The sequence below is a fragment of the Streptomyces sp. NPDC039609 genome, assembly GCF_055596705.1.
In genome coordinates this window covers 512,417-530,721 of the sequence record NZ_JBVIUJ010000002.1, presented here as the reverse complement: position 1 = coordinate 530,721, position 18,305 = coordinate 512,417, and the positions used below count along the sequence as shown (strand labels likewise).

At 71.1% G+C, this 18,305-nt stretch carries 18 protein-coding genes and 2 tRNA genes; 5 read left to right on the top strand and 15 right to left on the bottom strand.

Annotated features, from left to right (window positions below; genetic code table 11):
- Positions 1-280 precede the first annotated feature (280 nt).
- On the top strand, positions 281-1,537 hold the full coding sequence (locus ACZ561_RS07790; RefSeq protein WP_470990839.1) for a hypothetical protein: 1,257 nt from the start codon (positions 281-283) through the stop codon (positions 1,535-1,537).
- Positions 1,534-3,111, top strand: coding sequence for an NADH-ubiquinone oxidoreductase-F iron-sulfur binding region domain-containing protein (locus tag ACZ561_RS07785; RefSeq protein ID WP_470990837.1), 1,578 nt, complete (start codon positions 1,534-1,536; stop codon positions 3,109-3,111). Before ACZ561_RS07790 ends, ACZ561_RS07785 begins: the two co-directional genes overlap by 4 nt.
- 64 nt (positions 3,112-3,175) lie before the next feature.
- On the opposite strand, the gene ACZ561_RS07780 is transcribed toward ACZ561_RS07785, so the two are convergent.
- A tRNA-Ala gene (locus ACZ561_RS07780) sits at positions 3,176-3,248 on the bottom strand.
- Between the two features lie 121 nt (positions 3,249-3,369).
- Between ACZ561_RS07780 and ACZ561_RS07775 the strand changes: the two genes are divergently transcribed.
- A complete protein-coding gene (locus tag ACZ561_RS07775; protein ID WP_470990835.1) occupies positions 3,370-4,596 on the top strand; it encodes a glycosyltransferase 87 family protein in 1,227 nt (408 codons plus the stop codon).
- Here the strand turns inward: ACZ561_RS07775 and ACZ561_RS07770 are convergent.
- The 3 genes from ACZ561_RS07770 to ACZ561_RS07760 all read right to left on the bottom strand — a co-directional run bounded on the left by ACZ561_RS07770 (position 4,575) and on the right by ACZ561_RS07760 (position 6,508).
- Positions 4,575-4,808, bottom strand: a complete 234-nt coding sequence (locus ACZ561_RS07770; RefSeq protein ID WP_137989347.1) for a hypothetical protein — start codon at positions 4,806-4,808, stop codon at positions 4,575-4,577. The two genes, ACZ561_RS07775 and ACZ561_RS07770, sit on opposite strands and share 22 nt — an antisense overlap.
- 3 nt (positions 4,809-4,811) lie before the next feature.
- Positions 4,812-5,003, bottom strand: coding sequence for a hypothetical protein (locus ACZ561_RS07765; RefSeq protein ID WP_470990833.1), 192 nt, complete (start codon positions 5,001-5,003; stop codon positions 4,812-4,814).
- Positions 5,004-5,074: 71 nt separating this feature from the next.
- A complete protein-coding gene (locus ACZ561_RS07760; protein ID WP_470990831.1) occupies positions 5,075-6,508 on the bottom strand; it encodes an MFS transporter in 1,434 nt (477 codons plus the stop codon).
- A gap of 111 nt (positions 6,509-6,619) precedes the next feature.
- Here ACZ561_RS07760 and ACZ561_RS07755 point away from each other — a divergent pair, with 111 nt between their 5' ends.
- Positions 6,620-7,477 carry a helix-turn-helix transcriptional regulator gene (locus ACZ561_RS07755; RefSeq protein WP_470990829.1) on the top strand — a complete coding sequence of 286 codons (858 nt, stop codon included), beginning with the start codon at positions 6,620-6,622 and terminating at the stop codon, positions 7,475-7,477.
- A 48-nt stretch (positions 7,478-7,525) separates the two neighbouring features.
- Here the strand turns inward: ACZ561_RS07755 and ACZ561_RS07750 are convergent.
- From ACZ561_RS07750 to ACZ561_RS07725, 6 genes are all read right to left on the bottom strand, one after another.
- Positions 7,526-7,598: transfer RNA gene (locus ACZ561_RS07750), tRNA-Ala, on the bottom strand.
- An 85-nt stretch (positions 7,599-7,683) separates the two neighbouring features.
- On the bottom strand, positions 7,684-8,337 hold the full coding sequence (locus tag ACZ561_RS07745; protein ID WP_470991326.1) for a histidine phosphatase family protein: 654 nt from the start codon (positions 8,335-8,337) through the stop codon (positions 7,684-7,686).
- On the bottom strand, positions 8,334-8,774 hold the full coding sequence (rsfS, locus tag ACZ561_RS07740; protein ID WP_376433671.1) for a ribosome silencing factor: 441 nt from the start codon (positions 8,772-8,774) through the stop codon (positions 8,334-8,336). Before rsfS ends, ACZ561_RS07745 begins: the two co-directional genes overlap by 4 nt.
- Positions 8,775-8,854: 80 nt before the next feature.
- Positions 8,855-10,567 (bottom strand): LCP family protein, encoded by a 1,713-nt coding sequence (locus tag ACZ561_RS07735; RefSeq protein ID WP_470990827.1) that lies wholly within the window; start codon positions 10,565-10,567, stop codon positions 8,855-8,857.
- A 19-nt stretch (positions 10,568-10,586) separates the two neighbouring features.
- The gene (gene nadD / locus ACZ561_RS07730; protein ID WP_376433667.1) at positions 10,587-11,207 is read right to left on the bottom strand and encodes a nicotinate-nucleotide adenylyltransferase; all 621 of its coding nucleotides are present in this window, start codon (positions 11,205-11,207) and stop codon (positions 10,587-10,589) included.
- A 52-nt stretch (positions 11,208-11,259) separates the two neighbouring features.
- Positions 11,260-11,424, bottom strand: a complete 165-nt coding sequence (locus ACZ561_RS07725; RefSeq protein ID WP_329120641.1) for a hypothetical protein — start codon at positions 11,422-11,424, stop codon at positions 11,260-11,262.
- Between the two features lie 227 nt (positions 11,425-11,651).
- Between ACZ561_RS07725 and ACZ561_RS07720 the strand changes: the two genes are divergently transcribed.
- Positions 11,652-12,752: a M48 family metallopeptidase gene (locus ACZ561_RS07720; protein WP_470990825.1), complete on the top strand. Its 1,101-nt coding sequence runs from the start codon at positions 11,652-11,654 to the stop codon at positions 12,750-12,752.
- On the opposite strand, the gene ACZ561_RS07715 is transcribed toward ACZ561_RS07720, so the two are convergent.
- The 5 genes from ACZ561_RS07715 to proB all read right to left on the bottom strand — a co-directional run bounded on the left by ACZ561_RS07715 (position 12,737) and on the right by proB (position 17,992).
- Positions 12,737-13,816 carry an SCO2583 family membrane protein gene (locus tag ACZ561_RS07715; RefSeq protein ID WP_470990823.1) on the bottom strand — a complete coding sequence of 360 codons (1,080 nt, stop codon included), beginning with the start codon at positions 13,814-13,816 and terminating at the stop codon, positions 12,737-12,739. The two genes, ACZ561_RS07720 and ACZ561_RS07715, sit on opposite strands and share 16 nt — an antisense overlap.
- Positions 13,817-13,915: 99 nt before the next feature.
- The gene (locus tag ACZ561_RS07710; RefSeq protein WP_470990821.1) at positions 13,916-14,521 is read right to left on the bottom strand and encodes an SCO2584 family spore wall biosynthesis protein; all 606 of its coding nucleotides are present in this window, start codon (positions 14,519-14,521) and stop codon (positions 13,916-13,918) included.
- A 114-nt stretch (positions 14,522-14,635) separates the two neighbouring features.
- Positions 14,636-15,919 (bottom strand): glutamate-5-semialdehyde dehydrogenase, encoded by a 1,284-nt coding sequence (locus ACZ561_RS07705; protein ID WP_329120634.1) that lies wholly within the window; start codon positions 15,917-15,919, stop codon positions 14,636-14,638.
- 219 nt (positions 15,920-16,138) lie between these two features.
- On the bottom strand, positions 16,139-16,618 hold the full coding sequence (locus ACZ561_RS07700) for a hypothetical protein (RefSeq protein WP_376433658.1): 480 nt from the start codon (positions 16,616-16,618) through the stop codon (positions 16,139-16,141).
- A gap of 246 nt (positions 16,619-16,864) precedes the next feature.
- On the bottom strand, positions 16,865-17,992 hold the full coding sequence (proB, locus tag ACZ561_RS07695) for a glutamate 5-kinase (RefSeq protein ID WP_470990818.1): 1,128 nt from the start codon (positions 17,990-17,992) through the stop codon (positions 16,865-16,867).
- Positions 17,993-18,305: the final 313 nt, after the last annotated feature.

Here is an 18,305-nt window from a genome sequence, read left to right as displayed (position 1 = left end):
CCGACCGGTGGCCGAACGACCTTCGGGTGATTGAGGCGCCGTGAGCGCGTCACGCTACCCAGCCGCCCGAGGCGCCCAGGTTACTCCGCGTATCGCCCCTATCCGGGGCAACCCCAAAGTCAGTAGGCCGTTGAGAGTCCCGTAAACACGCAAACCACCTACCGGCCGGTATGGGGCGACCTAACATGCGGCCCAACGGGACTGCTTATCCGCACCATTCGGAGTCGCCCCTATGAACCCTCATCGCAAGAAACGCTCCACCCCCGCCGAGCGAACCGGTATGAGCCGGCCGGTTCAGGGCGGGCTTTCGGTCGCGGCGCTGGTGATCATTCCGCTGCTCGCCGTCGGAGGCAGCGACAGCTTCCGGGCCGCGCTCGACTTCACCACCGGCGTGCTGTCGCTGGTGTCCCTCACCGCATCGGTCGCCTGGGGCCTGATCGCCACCGACCGACTGCTGCTCTCCCCACGCCACCGGTTGCTCGCCCAGGGCATCCACCGGGGCACCGCGGTCGCCTCGCTCGGCTTTCTGCTGCTGCACGCCACGGTCAAGGTGTCCCTCGGCCATGTCGCGCCGATCGGCGCCCTGATTCCCTTCGGCCTCGGCGTCACGGGCACGTCGGCCCTCATCGGCTTCGGTTCGCTCGCCGGGCTGCTGATGGTCGTCGCCGCCTCCACGGGCGCCCTGCGCAGCACTCTGGCGGGCCGCAGCCGTTTCGCCGCCCGCTGGCGACCCCTGCACATGCTGGCGTATCCGGCCTGGTGCTTCGCCCTGGTCCACGGTCTGTACACCGGCCGGCCCGCCGCCACGTGGGTCGTCGTCATGTACTGCCTGGCCCTGACCTTCGTCGCCGCGACGGTCTCGCTCCGGATGCTCCCCGCTCCGACGCAGCGGGAGCTCGCCGAACGGTTCGTCGGGCTCCTGGCGTCGCTGGAAGGCCGCGCCAGGCCCGAGGCGGCCAACCGGGCGCCCGACCCGGCCGAGGGACCCACCGGAGCCGATGACGAGGGCGAGCGCGGCGGCTACGAGCCGCCGCCCACCATGTCCGCCGAGTGGCTGGACCGGCCCACCGGCCGCCCCTCCCTGCCGTCCTCGCCCGAGCCGCTCGCACCCCCCGTACCGAGCAGCCGGCTGTACGAGTCCCCTCCCCCGCTCTACGAGTCCACCTCACCGCTCTACGAGACGCCTCCCCCGGTCTACGAGCCGACCTCACCGCTGTACGAGTCCCCTCCCTCGCTCTACGAGACGGCTCCCCCGATCCCGACCTCGGCCCCGACCGTCGGCCCCGGCACCTCCGCCGGTTTCTCGGCCGCCTACCGCGCGGTGTCCCGTGCCGCGCCGGCGCCCGACCCCACCCCGTACACCTCCGGCGACGCCCCGCTCGCCGAGCGCATACCCATGACCGAGGAGCTCCCCGTCGTCCCCGATCCCTCCCTCCGACCCGGCTTCTGGCCCACGCCCTCGCCCCCGATGCCGACCTACTCCAGCCCGCCCCCCGCGGGTGAGCCCTGGACCGCACCCGCAGGAGACCGCCCGTGAACGCCCCGCTCCCCGACGTCCCCGAGGTCCGCGTGGTCGGTCTGCCTCAGCTCACCCAGGGCTTCGACCTGGTGGAGCGGCTCGGTCTGGAGATGCATCTGAAGGTGCACGGGCCGCTGGATCCGATGAGCGGCGAACGGCTCGCCCAGCTCGCGGACGAGATATCCCTCCACGGGCGCGGTGGCGCCGGCTTTCCCTTCGGCCGCAAGCTGAGGGCGGTCGGCAAGGCGGCCATCCGCCGTGGGATACGCCCTGTGGTGGTGGTGAACGGCAGTGAGGGCGAGCCTGCCTGCCGGAAGGACACGGTGCTGCTCAACCGTGCCCCGCACCTGATTCTGGACGGGGCCCTGCTGGCGGCCGAGGCGCTCGGCGCCCGGACGCTGATCGTGGCCGTGACCCGTAACTCCACGGAGATCTCCATCCGCTCGGCACTCGCCGAACGAGGCCTCTCCGACCGCCGTGGACAGGCTCTACGCGCGCGTGTCGTCCGAACTCCCGAACGCATGGTCTCCGGGGAGGCATCGGCCGTGATCCGCGCGATCGGCGGTGGCCCGGCGCTGCCCCCCGGACGCCGGGAGCGCGCGGCTGAGTCCGGCGTGGGGGGAGCACCCACGCTGCTCTCCAACGCCGAGACGTTCGCGCAGCTGGCCGTGGCCGCCCGGATCGGTCCGCGCCGCTACGGCCACACCGGTCTGGAAGCGGAGCCCGGCACAGTCATGCTGACGATCTCCGGGGCTGTCGCTCGCCCCATGGTGGTCGAGGTGCCGACGGGCGTCCCGCTGCGGTACGTGCTCCAGCTGGCCGGGGCCCCGCTGCTCCCCCAGGGCGTCCTCACGGGCGGGTACCACGGCAACTGGATCGACTCCATGGCGGTCGACAACGCGGTCGTCTCACGGGCATCCCTGTCGGCCGTCGGCGGCTCGCTCGGCGCCGGGGCGATCCTGCCGATCGGCCCCGAGACCTGCCCGATCGGCGAATCGCTACGGGTCGCGAACTGGCTCGCCGCCGAGACCGCAGGCCAGTGCGGGCCGTGCCGGCTCGGTCTGCCCGCGGCGGCCGGCGGCCTCTCCGACGTGCTCAACGGCGGCGGTCCCGCCGCGCTGGAGGCGCTGCGCGAGGTCACCCAGGCGGTGAAGGGCCGCGGTGCGTGCAAGCACCCCGACGGCTCGGCCCGCTTCTTCTCCTCGACGCTCTCGGCCTTCACGGACGATCTCGCGGCCCACGTCCTCGACGGCGGCTGCGGTCGTCCGACCGTCGGGGTGCTGCCGCTCCCCGCCGCCGGCTACCAGGACGCGGAGGAGTCGATCCCGAGCGGCGAGAAGCTGGCCGTGGACTGGACGCTGTGCCAGGGACACGGGCTCTGCGCGGACATCGTCCCGGAGCTCATCAGACTGGGCCCGGACGGCTACCCGGCGCTCGCCGACGCCTCCGTGCCGATGCACCTCCGGGGACGGGCGCAGCGGGCCGTACGTCGCTGCCCCGCGCTGGCACTCCGGATCGAGCAGGGCCCCCAGGAGCGGCCGGCCCTGCCGCCGGGCGGCGGCCGTAAGGCACTGGGCAGCGGCCGGGGTTGACGCCCCGCCCCTTGAACACGAAGAAGCGGATCATCCGATTCGGATGATCCGCTTCTTCTTTCTGTGGAGCTAAGGAGAATTGAACTCCTGACCTCCTGCATGCCATGCAGGCGCTCTACCAACTGAGCTATAGCCCCTTACTGTCCGCCCCGTTCCGGGTTTCCCCCGCGGCGACAGACAGAACATTAACCGGCCCCCCTGGGGATCACCAAATCGATTTCCCTGGTGGTCCGGGCGTGACGGGTAAGGTCCCCCTCTGTGACCGTGTCCGTGCTCGCCAGAACCCGTGCCGACCGGTGGCCCCTCGCCACCGCCGCGGCAGCCTGTCTCGTGTCGTTCATAGCCTTCTGGGTGGCCCAACGGGTCGCCCACGTGAACATGCTCGACGTGATGGTCTACCGGGCGGAGGGGGAGACCGTCCGGGCCGGCGGCGATCTCTACGCGATGCGCGCCACCTCGGCGAACCTCGCCATGACCTATCCGCCCTTCGCGGGGCTGCTGTTCGTCCCCTTGACGTTCGTCGGTGTTCCGCTGATGCGGACGCTCGCGACGGCCGGGAACCTGCTGCTCGTGGTCGCGCTGGTCCAGCTCTCCCTCCAGCTCGTCCGCCCGTCCCTCTCCCGGGAGCGGCTCTGGCGCGCCACTTTCCTGGTGGCGGCGGTCGTGGTCTGGTGCGAGCCGGTGTGGACGACGCTGCGGTACGGGCAGATCAATCTGCTCGTCGCGGTGGCGGTGCTGTGGGACTTCACACGGCGTGAGGGCAACCGCTGGGCGGGCCTCGGCATCGGTCTCGCGACTGCGGTGAAGCTCACACCCGGCCTGTTCGTCGTGTTCCTGCTGGCCGCCGGCCTGCTCCTGTGGCGGCGCGAGAAGGGCTGGAACCAGTGGCTGCGCACGGCGGCCACGGCGACCGCGGTGTTCCTCGGGGCGACCCTGATGAGCGCGCTGATCCTGCCGTACGACTCCAAGCGCTTCTGGACCGGGACACTCTTCGAGACCGGCCGGGTCGGCTTCGCCGAGGAGACCGCGAACCAGTCGCTGCGCGGGGTTCTCGCGCGGCTGATGCACACCGACGACCCGGGCATGTGGTGGGCGTTGGTCGCTGCCGTGTTCGGTGGTGCGGCCATGGTCCTCGCGGTGCGGGCCGCGTTGCGCGGGGACAGGGCCCTGGCCGTGATCGTCTGTGCGGTGACGGCGCTGATGATCAGCCCGATCTCCTGGTCTCACCACTGGGTGTGGTGCGTCCCGCTGCTCGTCCTGCTGGTGGACCGCCGCGACCGCGTGCGGCCCGGGTGGGCGGTGGCCGCGGTGGCCCTGGCCTTCGCGTCGTTCGCGCTGTGGTGGGTGCCTCACGACCCGGGGCGTCCGGAACTCGACCAGAACCCGGGTCAGATGCTGCTCTCGGCGATCTATCCGCTGACCGCGACCGCCCTGTTCCTGGGGTACGGCCTCACCCGGTGGCGTCAGGCCGTGGCGAAGGAGTAGAAGCGTTTGAGAGTGCAGTGCTCGTCGAGCAGCCGTCCGTAGATCGGCTCCCCCTCGAGCTCGCGGTAGGTCTCGATCGGGTCGCCCTTTATGATCAGCGCCCGCGCGCACTCCTCGCACCAGTACTGGTACTCGGTGTTGACCGGGTCCATGTCCCGGACAATGGGCGTACCGCTGCCGCACCAGTCGCACTTCCGCCTGTGTGCACCCATCAATCAGCTCCAGCTGTGGCCGCAGGACGTGCACACAAAGGACACTCCGCCGTTGTCGCCGAGCACTTGGACAACCCGGACGGAACCGCACGAGGGGCAGTCGAGCGGGGCTCCTGCCCCCTGGACCGCGGCGCGGTCCTCGACGGGCTCGGCGACGGCATCGGTCCCGGCACCCTCGGCACCGCTCGCGGCCATCGCACACTCCCTCCCGTCCGGACCCTCGTTCCCCTCCGGCCGTCCGATTCTGCCATGGCCCCGCAAGAGGGTCAGCGAGCTCTGTGTGCCAGGGCGGCCGACGCGCCCAAGATCGATGCGGCGGCCAGCGCGAGGGCGCACGCCCACAGCGCGTCCGCGGAGTCATGCGCCCCCGGCGTATGCAGTCGGGCAAGGAAGAGTGTGCCGAAACTCGCGACACCGATCAGCTGGCCGAGCTGGGTGACGGTGGCGAGCAGACCACTGGCGTCGGCGGCCTCCTCGGGTCGTACGCGGGACAGCGCCCCGGTCAGTGCCGGGCTGAAGGCCAGCGCGAGCCCCACGCCCATGGCCGCGAGTGCCGGGTAGAGCCCCCAGCCGCCCGCGTCGCCGTCCCTGAGCAGGCCACCCATGGTCGCCGCGGCGATCGCGGCCAGCAGGAAGCCACCGGGGATCAGAAGGCGCTGAAGGCGCGCGGGCCAGCGCCGCCAGGTCAGGCCGACCACGCCGAAGAACGCGGCGGCCGGCGCGAAGGTCAGCCCGGCGCGCAGGGCGCTGTGCCCGAGCCCTCCCTGCAGATGCAGGGTGATGGTGAAGAGGAAACCGGCGTTGACGGCCATCGCCACGGCGATCTGGAACGCGGCCCGACCGATGCCGGGGATGCGCAGGACTCGTGGGGCGATGAGCGGAGCGCCGCCGCGGCGCGCGAGCCGGGACTCGTACGTGCCGAAGGCCACGAACACCACCGCGGAGCACGCGAGCGAGATCCAGGCCCACGCCGGCCAGTCCTGCTCCTGCCCGAGGACGAGGGGGACCGTGAGCAGCGAGACGGCGACGGCGAGCAGGACGAGTCCGGGCAGGTCGAGGGAGCGGTCGCGTTCGGGCTCGGTGCGCGCGTCACGCGGCAGCACTCGGGCGCCCAGGGCCAGCAGCACCAGACCGATGGGCACGTTGACGAGGAAGACCGGCCGCCAGCTGCTGCCGAACAGGTCCGCGCTGACGAGGATGCCGCCGACGACCTGGCCGGCCGCGGCGCCGGTGGCGAGCACTGCGGAGTACGCGCCGAGTGCGCGGACGCGGCCCTCCCCGGTGAAGTTCCGCTGGATGAGGCTGAGCACCTGAGGGATCATCAGGGCCGCGCCGGCGCCCTGGACGAGCCGGAAGGCGATGAGCGGGCCCGTTCCCGCGGCCAGCCCGCAGGCGAGCGAGGCCGCCGTGAAGACGGCGAGTCCGACGAGGTACGTCCGTCGGTGCCCGAGCCGGTCGCCGAGCCGTGCGCCGGTGATCAGCAGGACCGCGTAGGCGATGGTGTATCCGGCGATGACGAGCTGAAGTCCCGCCCCGGAGGCGGACAGTTCGGTGCGGATGGTGGGGGCGGCGACATTGACGATGAAGACGTCGAGCAGCGCCATGAACTGGGCCGCGAGTACCACTCCGAGCAGCAGACCGGGCCGGTTGTCGGTGCCACCGTCTTTACTGAGTAGGGGCCGTGTTGTGGTCGTCGTCATACGAGGCAGCGTGACGAGGATTCGATACGGGTAACGAGAGCCCGCCGATGCTGGTACTGACAGCACCTGGCAACGGCGGCACGGGGACTCGACCATGGGGGTGTGACGACGATGGCAGCACTGACACAGCGGCGCCGCCGACCGGAGCTGGCGGCGTTCCTGCGCAGCCGCCGGGCGCGGGTGACTCCGGAGGACGTGGGTATGCCGCCTGGCCTGCGCCGCCGTACGCCCGGCCTGCGCCGCGAGGAGGTCGCCCAGCTCTCCGGCGTCGGCGTCACCTGGTACACCTGGCTGGAGCAGGGCCGCCCGATCAATGCCTCCGCCCAGGTGCTCGATGCGGTCGCCCGCACACTGCGGCTGGACCGGCCCGAGCGCGAGCACCTGTACCACCTGGCGGAGGTGCCGTTCGCGCCGGACCGGGGCGCAGAGGCCGTCGAGACGGTCGGTCCGGAGCTCCAGGGGATTCTGGACGCCCTGGTCCCACGTCCGGCGGTGGTCTACAACAGCCGGTACGACGTACTGGCGACCAACTCGATGTACCGGACGCTGTTCTCGGATCCGCAGAACACACCCTTCGGCTTCCGCAACGTGCTGTGGACGCTCTTCACGATGGACGAGGACCGCTGTCCGCTCGTCGACAAGGAGCGGGAGCTTCCGCTGATGGTCGCCCAGATGCGGGGCGCGTACGGCCGGCACGTGGGCGAGCCGGCCTGGGAGTCGTTCGTGCGGCGGCTCTCGGAGGCCAGCCCACGGTTCTCCCGGCTGTGGCGGAGCGGCGATGTCGTACCGCCGGGAAGCCACGTCAAGACCTTCCGTCACGACACCGTGGGAGAGCTGCGGATGACGTCGCTGTCGCTCTCCATCAACGGGATGCCGGAGTGCCGAATAGTGACCTACACGCCGAACGACGAGGAGAGCAGTCGCGCGATGGCGACGCTGCACGCCGACGGGGTGGACGACTGGCAGTGACGGAAACGACGAATCCCGCCCCCTGGTGGGGACGGGATTCGGTGACTGTGGAGCTAAGGAGAATTGAACTCCTGACCTCCTGCATGCCATGCAGGCGCTCTACCAACTGAGCTATAGCCCCTCGTGTTCTTCGCGCTCCGCGCTGCGAACAAGAAGAACTCTAGCTTGTGACCAGCCGGAAAGTGAAATCCGGGTCTGCGGGCGACTCAGTCGTCGTCGCCGAGGACCGGCTCGGGCAGCGTGCCGGCGTTGTGCTCCAGGAGCCGCCAGCCTCGTGCGCCCTCACCGAGGACGGACCAGCAGCAGTTGGAGAGCCCGCCGAGGCTCTCCCAGTGGTGCGCCTCCATACCGAGCAGTCGGCCGATGGTGGTGCGAATCGTGCCGCCGTGGCTCACCACGACGAGCGTGCCGTCCTCGGGCAGCTTGTCGGCGTGCTCCAGGACCACCGGAGCGGCCCGGTCCGCGACCTCGGTCTCCAGTTCGCCGCCACCCCTGCGCACGGGCTCGCCGCGCTTCCAGGCGGCGTACTGCTCGCCGTAGCGCGCCACGATCTCGTCGTGGGTCAGCCCCTGCCACTCCCCCGCGTACGTCTCGCGCAGGGCGGAGTCGTGCGCGACGGTGTGGCCGGTGAGCGCGGCGAGCTCGCTGGCGGTGGCCGCCGCCCGCTTCAGGTCGGAGGCGATGATCGCGTCCGGCTTCAGCGAGGCGAGCAGCCGGGCGGACCGGCGGGCCTGGGCCACGCCGGTCTCGGTCAGCTCGATGTCCGTGGAGCCCTGGAAACGGCGCTCCAGGTTCCACGAGGTCTGACCGTGACGCCACAGGACGATACGGCGGCCGCTGCCGCCCTTGGTGGTGCTCAGCGCAGCTCACCGTCCGTCTCGTCGGCGGCACCCGTCAGCGCGGCGTGCTCGGCGGCCTTGCCGCGGGTCTTCAGGGCGTCGTCGGGCAGCGGCAGCTCGGGGCAGTCCTTCCAGAGCCGCTCCAGGGCGTAGAAGACCCGCTCCTCACTGTGCTGGACGTGGACGACGATGTCGACGTAGTCCAGGAGGATCCAGCGGGCGTCGCGGTCGCCCTCGCGGCGCACCGGCTTGGCGCCGAGCTCCTTGTTGAGCTTCTCCTCGATCTCGTCGACGATCGACTTGACCTGGCGGTCGTTGGGCGCGGAGGCGAGCAGGAATGCGTCGGTGATCGACAGCACATCGCTGACGTCGTACGCGATGATGTCGTGCGCGAGCCGGTCGGCCGCCGCCTGGGCGGCGGCGTTGACGAGCTCGATGGAGCGATCCGTGGCGGTCACAAGCAGGCTTTCGTCGGCGGTCAGAGACACATCAAGGGTCTCACGTACCGCCGACCGCCCCGCAAACCATTACGAGCAGGTCACTTCTTGCTCCCAGGGATCTTGTAATCCTCGCCCAGGACCACCGTGACAGCACCGTTCCCGGCGGTCTCGCCCTTCTTGACCGCGCCCTCCGGCAGCCCCAGTGTCTTGGCCACCTCGCCCGCCGTCGCCTTCTGGGCGTCGTCACCGTAGAGGACCTGCGACTTCTCCTGGGTCTCCGCCTTGGCACCGCCCACGAAGGCGAAGCCTCCGTTGATCAGGACGACCCTGGCGGCCTCGGTCGCGTCCTTGCCGGTGGCGTCCCGGATCGCGACACGGACCGCGCTGCCCTGGTCCGGGGCGCTGACCTTGCCGCCGAGGATGTCCTTGACCACACTGTCGGCCGCGCTCCGGCCCAGCGAGCCGTCCTGCTCCACCGGGAGCACCGCCGTCTTGTAGTCGCCGCCCTTGGCGTGCTCGGCGAGCTTGGCGAGCGAGGCTCCGAGATCCTTCTCCGGCAGGGACGGGTCGAGGATCTGGGCGAGGGTCTCGACGGTGATCGTGGCGGCCTTGGGGTCGTCGGACATCTTCCGCAGCACCCCGTAGACGACCTGGCCGAAGCGCTGGAGCTGCTTGGCCTCTGCCTCGCCGGGCCCTCGGTAGGTGGCGTAGGCGACGGCCGCCCGGCCGTTGAGCGTCTGGTTCTCGCCCTTGGCGACGAGCGGGTCCTCGCCCTTCTTGTCGCTCGGTACCTCGGTGTCGGTGGTGATGTCGATGTTGCTGACCAGCTCGACCAGGTTCTCCAGGTACGGGGTGTCCAGCCGCCAGGTGCCGGTGATCTTCGTACCGAGGAGGTTGCCGATGGCCTCGCGGGTGCCGGCGGAGCCGTCGTCCTCGACGGACTTGGCGAGCGTGGTCGCGGAGCCCTCGTCGTTGGCGACGGAGAGCGCGTTGGGGAGCAGGACGGTGGTGCCCTGCTTGGTCGTGGTGTTGTCCACGAGCAGGGCGGTGCTGGTGCCGCCGCCCTTGGTGTCGTGGAGATGGACGACGATCGTGTCCCGCTTCTGGGGCCCGGTCGCGGTGTTCTGCTTCTGCTCCTCGCCGGACATGCCGGGGATGAGGCCCGCGTTCCAGAGGTAGCCGACGCTGCCGACAGCGGCGACGACCAGGGCCACGACCAGTGCGACGACCCGGTTACGGCCGCGCCGCCTGGCCTCCTCGCGCCGCTCGGAGCGGCTCTCGGTGAACTTCAGCCAGTCGATGACGTCTTCGGAGTCCTCGTCGGGCTCCTCGATGAACGAGAACTGCTCGGTTCGGTAGGCCCGGTCCTCCCCGCTGTCGTCCGGCGCGGGGCGCTGTCCGGGCACGCCCGCGGGAGCGGCCACCGGGGCGCGCGGCGGGGCCGCTGGGGCGGGTGCGGGAGCAGAGGCCTGGGTCGCTTGGCCCTGCACGGCCCACTGCTGCCCGGTGTCGTACGAGGCGTACGGGTCGTATCCGCGCTGGTGCCCGTACGAGTCGTACTGAGGCTGCGGCTGCTGCTGCTGCTGGGGATGTTGCGGCTGGACGGGCTGCCCGTAGGGGTCGTAGCCGTAGCCCTGCTGCTGCACGGGCTGCTGCTGCGTGGGCTGCTGGACATGCTGCTGCTGCGCGTACGGGTCGTAGTGCTGCTGTGCCTGCGGTGGGACCTGCTGGTACACCGGCTGCCCGTACTCGTCGTAGCCGATGATCTGCGGCTGCGGGTAGTACGGGTCGTACGGGTTCTGTTCGTTCACCGGTGCCCCTCTCCGAGGCTCACTCGCCGCGGTACAACTGGCGCTTGTCGATGTAGCGCACCACGCCGTCCGGCACCAGGTACCAGACGGGGTCGCCCTGGGCGACCCTAGCCCGGCAATCGGTGGAGGAGATCGCCAGCGCGGGAACCTCCACGAGCGAGACCCCGCCCTTGGGCAGTCCGTCGTCCGTGAGGTCATGGCCCGGTCGGGTGACGCCGATGAAGTGGGCGAGCGAGAAAAGCTCCTCCGCGTCGCGCCACGTGAGGATCTGCGACAGCGCGTCGGCCCCGGTGATGAAGAAGAGGTCCGAGTCGCTGTTGAGGGAGCGCAGGTCCCGCAGGGTGTCGATGGTGTACGTCGCCCCGCCGCGGTCGATGTCGATGCGGCTGACCGAGAACTGCGGGTTGGACGCGGTGGCGATGACCGTCATCAGATAGCGGTCCTCGGCCGCCGACACGGCCTTGTGGCTCTTCTGCCACGGCTGCCCGGTCGGCACGAACACCACCTCGTCGAGGTGGAACAGGGCGGCCACCTCACTGGCGGCCACCAGGTGTCCGTGGTGGATCGGGTCGAACGTTCCGCCCATCACGCCGAGTCTGCGCTTGGCGCGGCCGCCAGTAGGCACTTCCTGCTCTCCCATGCGTGCAGAGCCTACTGGCACCGCTTCGAACGTCCGATCCGCGGTCGCCGGCTCAGCGGTCGCGGTTGAAGCGGGTGGTGATCCACAGCAGCAGAAGCAGCGCACCGAGCGCGCCGAAACCGGTGAGGTACGGGTTGAGGCTGTCGTGGTTGCCACCGTGCTCGGCGGCACCCTCGGCGAGCGAGACCAGGTTGGCGGCGGTGCTGTGGAGGCTCATCGTCAGCAGGACCTATCGATCGGGGATGGGAGCGGAGACTTCGCGCACATCGTATGCGGGCGGTCCGGGCACGCTCACGCCGACTCAGTCGTTGTCAGGGCGGTCGTACTCCGCGGTTGTCCGCTGTGCCCGAGTTATCCACAGGCTCCGGCGCCCGGTGGGCCCCAGCACCTAGTCTGGGATTCGTCAGGGGGACGAGCAAGGTCTCGTACGAACAGGGGGCATCCATGACCGAGAAGACCGACAACGGCAACGGGAACGTGCCGAGCAGGCAGCGCAAGCGCTTCCCCGGCATTTCCTCACGGGCCTACGAACATCCGGCCGACCGCTCCGCGCTCGTCGCGCTGCGCAAGCTCACCGGTTTCGACACGGTCTTCAAGGCGCTCAGCGGGCTGTTGCCCGAGCGCAGTCTTCGACTGCTGTTCCTCTCCGACTCCGTGCGGGTGAGCGACGCGCAGTTCACGCACCTCAACGACATGCTGAGGGACGCGTGTTACATCCTGGACCTGGAGAAGGTCCCGCCGATGTACGTCACCCAGGACCCGAAGCCGAACGCGATGTGCATCGGCCTGGACGAGCCGATCATCGTGGTCACCACCGGCCTCGTGGAACTGCTCGACGAGGAGGAGATGCGGGCGGTCGTCGGCCACGAGGTGGGCCACGCCCTCTCGGGTCACTCCGTGTACCGCACGATCCTGCTGTTCCTCACCAGCCTGGCGGTGAAGATCGCCTGGATCCCGCTGGGCAACGTCGCGATCATGGCGATCGTGACGGCGCTGCGGGAGTGGTTCCGCAAGTCCGAGCTCTCGGCGGACCGGGCGGGACTCCTCGTCGGCCAGGACGTCCAGGCCTCGATGCGCGGTCTGATGAAGATCGCCGGCGGCAACCATCTGCACGAGATGAACGTGGACGCGTTCCTCGCGCAGGCCGACGAGTACGAGAAGGGCGGCGACCTGCGGGACTCCGTCCTGAAGATCCTCAATGTGCTGCCGCGCACGCACCCGTTCACCACCGTCCGGGCGGCCGAGCTGAAGAAGTGGTCCGAGACCCGCGACTACCAGCGGATCATGGACGGGCACTACCCGCGGCGATCGGAGGACAAGGACACCTCGGTTACCGACTCCTTCCGGGAATCCGCCGGGCATTACGCCGAATCGGTGCGCACCAGCAAGGATCCGCTGATGAAGCTCGTCGGCGACATAGCCGGTGGCGCGGGCGATCTCGCGGGCGACCTGAGCGGAAAGCTGCGGGACCGGTTCGGCGGCGGGGCCTCGCGGGGCGACGCCGGCGGAGCGGCTGAGACCGGCAGCGCTCAGAGCGAGGGCTGAGCGCTCGGGTCCAGGGTTCCGCAGAGCGAGGAGACGGCGGGCCGGCCCGTGGCATACGGGTCGGTGACCGCCGGGTCGCCGGAGGCCGAGGTCCGCTCGCCCGCCAGGAGGGGGCGGAGGGAGCCGCTGGTGTCGGCGCCGCAGGCCTGCGGGCCTGCCTGGACGGTGCTGGTCACCAGCTCGGCGCGGTGCATCCGCAGGTCCTCACGGTCGAAGCGGAAATGCATCTCGCGGTGGACGGTGAAGAGCGATGCCTGGCCCACCGGGCCGGCGCCCGAGGTCGCGGGACGCAGGGCGTAGGTGAACGTGTGGTCGGCGGTGACCTCCAGCATGTCGGTGCCCGTCTCCGCGAAGCGGAGGGTGCCCTGGACCCGGATGGCGGGGTCGGCCAGGACGACCTTGGCCGGGTCGAACCGCACCAGCCAGCCGGACACCGCGTGGCGGCCGTCGTCGAGCGAGGACTCGACGCTCCGGTCGAACTGCGCCAGCTGGTCCGGGTCGAGCAGCAACCGCGGGGGACGGGCGGTCACGCCGGCCAGCACATCGGGATCCAGGGAAGAGGCCACGAGGTAGTCCTTGGCGATCGTCAGGGCGGCCACCACCTGGCTCTCCGCGAAGTGGGTGGTTCGTCCGGCGACCGGGAGGTTGATGCCGGCGGCTCCGGTGCGGTACTCGGCCACGGGGCTGTGGGCGAACAGCTGGGCGGGCTGACCGCCGGCCACGGGGCCCTGGGGGGCCAGCGGGACCAGGGTGATCCGCAGCGGTTCGGCGCGCTGGTCCAGCGGGGGCTGGTAGGGGTTGCGGACGCCGAGATAGATGGCCGTACCGAAGGCGAGGAGGATCAGCAGGACCAGCATCACGGCCTGGCGGGAGCCGCTTCTGGCCTCCCAGTGGGGGCGGGAGCGCACGGCCTGGGAGTGCTCCCCCATCCGCTCCTCGGCGGAGAACTCCTGAAGCCGGGCAGCGCGGACGAACGACTCGTCGAAGACGACGGATCGGTACTCGTCCTCACCACCGCCGGGGTCGGGTGCCGGCCCCTCAGGCGGGTCGCCACGCCCTGCCATACCTTCAGGGTAGGTCTGCGGAAGCCCTGGTAAACGCCCAGGTACACGACAAGTTCGGAAGATTTCCGACGCGTGGCGCTCGCCTCGGGCCCGGAGGCCTCAGGGAGTGCGGGGAACGGCGGAGACGGGGGGTGCGGAGTACTCGGCGGAGGCCGAGGGTGCGGTGACCGCGGGAGGGACGGCGCGTGGCTTGTCGATGCCGGTGGTGGCGGGGGCCGGGACCTGGTCCTGGCGGTTGGCGGAGGCGCCGCGGTAGACCGCGGTGAAGGCGAGGGCGACCATGCCGACGCCCATCACGAGGGCCAGCACCCAGGCGACCGGCCGGTGCCAGCGGGCGCTGCCCCGGTAAGGGCGCAGGGCGCCGCCGTGGCGTCCGTACGGCCCGGAGTCGTCGTCGGGGTCGTACGGGTCGTAGGCGTCTGCGTAGCGGCTGCTGAAGGGATCCGAGGGGTCGTAGCCGTCCTCGTAGAGCTCGTCGTCGCCGGCTCCCCCACCGGCCCTGGCGCGGGCGGCCTCGGCCTCCGCGCGAGCCTGTGCGGCCGCCAGCAGTCGCTCCACGGCGGTCGGCTCATGGACCTCGGCTGCCCGTACGAAGTCCTCGTCGAACACCACGGTGGCGAAGTCTTCGTCCGCGCCCCCGCGGTCGTCAGAGTCCTCAGGGTCCCTGCCGTCCTGGAACGGCCCGCCCCCCACGTCGTCCGGCACGAATTCAGAGTAGACCGGGGAGGTGGTTTTGGGCAGGGAGAGTGCGAACTATCCCTGCCCGTCCGGCTCCCCCGCGGCCCCGCGGGAGCGGGGCCGAACGAGGGAAATCGGGAGTTACCGCGTGTGACCGTCGCCGGTGACGATGTACTTCGTGGAGGTCAGCTCGGGCAGGCCCATGGGCCCGCGGGCATGCAGTTTCTGCGTCGAGATGCCGATCTCGGCGCCGAAGCCGAACTGGCCGCCGTCGGTGAAACGGGTGGACGCGTTGACGGCGACCGTCGTGGAGTCGACCAGCTGGGTGAAGCGGCGGGCGGCGGCCTGCGAGGTGGTGACGATCGCCTCGGTGTGGCCGGAGGACCAGAGCCGGATGTGCTCGACGGCCTTGTCGAGCGAGTCGACGACGGCGGCGGCGATGTCGTAGGAGAGGTACTCGGTCTCCCAGTCCTCCGGGGTCGCGGGGACGACGGTTGCCTTGGAGCCCTCGGCGTGGGCGAGGATCCGCTCGTCGGCGTGGACGGTGACGCCGGCGTCGGCGAGGGCCACGAGCGCGCGGGGCAGGAAGGCCTCGGCGATGTCCTTGTGGACAAGGAGGGTCTCGGCGGCGTTGCAGACGCTGGGCCGCTGCGCCTTGGAGTTGATCAGGATGTCGACGGCCATGTCGAGGTCGGCCTGGGCGTCGACGTAGACGTGGCAGTTGCCCGTGCCGGTCTCGATGACCGGGACGGTCGACTCCTCGACGACCGTGCGGATGAGGGAGGCGCCGCCGCGCGGGATGAGGACGTCGACCAGGCCGCGGGCGCGCATCAGCTCGCGTACCGACTCGCGGGACTCGCCGGGGACGAGCTGGATGGCGTCGGCGGGCAGGCCGGCGCCGCCGATGGCGTCGCGCAGGACCTTCACCAGGGCGGTGTTGGAGGCGTACGCGGAGGACGAGCCGCGCAGCAGGACGGCGTTGCCGGACTTGAGGCAGAGGGCGGCCGCGTCCACGGTCACGTTCGGCCGGGCCTCGTAGATGATGCCGACGACGCCGAGCGGGACGCGGACCTGGCGGAGGTCGATGCCGTTCGGGAGGGTCGAGCCACGGACGACCTCGCCCACCGGGTCGGGCAGTGCGGCCACGTCACGGACGTCGGCGGCGATGGCCCGTACCCGCTCCGGGGTGAGGGTGAGCCGGTCGATGATCGACTCGCTGGTGCCGGCCTCGCGGGCGCGGGCGACGTCCTCGGCGTTGGCCTCGACGATCTCGGCGGCACGAACCTCAAGGGCGTCCGCGATGGCGAGCAGGGCGTCGTCCTTCGCCGCGCGCGGAAGTGGCGCGATTTCGGCGGCGGCCCCGCGGGCCTGGTAGGCGGCCCGGGTGACCGGGGACAGGTTGTCGAGGGGCGTGAGCGAGGTCATGTCCGCAGGGTACTGGCACCCCTGCGGACATCCCGCACGTATCCCGTACGTATCCCGCACTGCGAGACGCCTCCCGGGGGGCGAGACGCCTCCGGGGGCGAGGCGCCCGTCAGCCCGTCCCGGCCCGTGAGCCCGTCAGGTCAGCCGTCAGCCCGTCGGCTCAGCCCGTGAGCCCGTCAGGTCAGCCGTCAGCCCGTCGGCTCTGCCCGTTTCGGCCCGTCAGTACGGGTGGACCCCCACCGGGGCGGCCGGCGGCGGGCCGTAGCCCTCGGCGATGCGCTGGTGGTAGGTCTCGCGGTCGATGACCTCCAGGCCGACGATCTCCCAGGGCGGCAGCTTGGCGGTCTGCCGGTGCTCGCCCCACAGCCGCAGCGCGACCGCCGCGGCATCGTGCAGGTCACGGGCCTCTTCCCAGTAGCGGATCTCCGCGTGATCATTGGCGTAGCGACTGGTCAGCAGGAAGGGATGGTCGTGGGCCAGTTGCTCCAGGGCGCGCCTGACCTCCTTCAGTGGGGCCTCGGCCCCCGAGACGCTGAGGGTGATGTGCCAGAGCTTCGAGGCGACCACCGCCCGCTCCTCGACGCGTGCCTCAGCTGTCTCGGTGTCCTGCCCCTCGTCGAAGTCGGCTCCGGCCTCGACACTGGTCAGGGCGCGTTCGGCAGTCCCGCGGGGCGGTGCCCCTGGGCGCGCTCGTCTCACCGGCGGCCTCCTGTTTGATGCGTGTGGTGCTGTACCCCGCCTTGTCTTGCCCCCGAGACAAAGTTGACCAGCCCGAGCGGGCACGTGGGGCGGTTTTGGTAAAGGTCTCTACCGGATGGCCGGACTTTCAGCCGTTTCCCCACACCCCGGACCCCACCCCGGCACACGCCCCTTACGCCACCCCACCGCCACCCCGCCGAAGTCCGACGATCGGACGGGGTTCAGTGACGAGCCGGACGGCCCGGATCAGCCCCGGACGACCACCAGGTCGTCCCGGTGGACGACCTCCCGCTCGTACTCCGGGCCCAGCGCCTTGGCGAGCTCGGGCGTGGAGCGGCCGAGCATCCGGGGGATCTCCTTGGCGTCGAAGTTGACGAGGCCGCGGGCGACGGCCCGGCCCTGCGTGTCACGGAGTTCGACCGGGTCACCGGCCACGAACTCCCCCTCGACCGCGGCGATCCCGGCCGCGAGCAGCGACTTCTTGCCCTCGACGACGGCCCGTACGGCCCCTTCGTCGAGCGTCAGCGAGCCCTGCGGGGTCGAGGCGTGGGCGAGCCAGAGCAGTCGGTCGGCGGAGCGGCGGCCGGTGCGGTGGAAGTACGTGCCGGTGTCGCGACCGGCCAGGGCGTCGGCGGCGCGGCTGGCGGAGGTGAGGACCACGGGGGTCCCCGCGGCGGCGGCGATCCGGGCGGCCTCGACCTTGGTGACCATGCCGCCGGTGCCGACCCCGGCCTTGCCCGCGGAGCCGATCTCGACATGGGCGATGTCCTCGGGGCCCGCAACCTCCGCGATCCGCGAGGTGCCCGGCTTGGACGGGTCCCCGTCGTAGAGTCCGTCGACGTCCGAGAGCAGCACCAGCAGGTCGGCGCGGACGAGATGGGCGACGAGGGCGGCGAGCCGGTCGTTGTCGCCGAAGCGGATCTCGTCCGTGGCGACCGTGTCGTTCTCGTTGACGACCGGCAGCGCGCCCATGGCGAGGAGCTGGTCGAGGGTCCGGTAGGCGTTGCGGTAGTGCGCGCGGCGGCTGGTGTCGTCGGTGGTGAGGAGAACCTGCCCGACGCGTACGCCGTACCGCGCGAAGGAGGCGGTGTAGCGGGCGACCAGGAGGCCCTGGCCGACGCTGGCGGCGGCCTGCTGGCGGGCGAGGTCCTTGGGGCGTCGGGTGAGGCCGAGCGGGGCGAGTCCGGCGGCGATGGCCCCGGAGGAGACCAGGACGATCTCCTTCTCCCCGCCGCTGCGGACCTTGGCGAGAACGTCGACGAGGGCGTCGACCCGGTCGGCGTCGAGGCCCCCGGAGGCGGTGGTCAGTGAGGACGAGCCGACCTTGACGACGATCCTGCGGGCTTCCGTCACGTACTGCCTTGCCACTGTCACCTGTACCGCCGTCACCTGCGTCGCCTCACTCGGATGTCACGCGCCGCGCTCTCCCCGCCGCGACTGCCAGGCAATCTACGCGAGGCAGGGCGGCCGCCGCCCGTCCATTCCGGTGGATGGAACGAGCGGGCGGTGCCGGGAGGCGCGCCGGTGTACGTCTCCGGTCAGCGCGTCCTGACGGGCTTCGACGCGGCCCCGGTCCCGTCGGCCGGACCGGTCCCCCGAGCGTCCGCACCGACGTCCGCACCGGCAGCCGTACCGCCCTCCGCACCGGCAGCCGTACCGCCACCCGCATCGGCGGTCACTCCGCCAT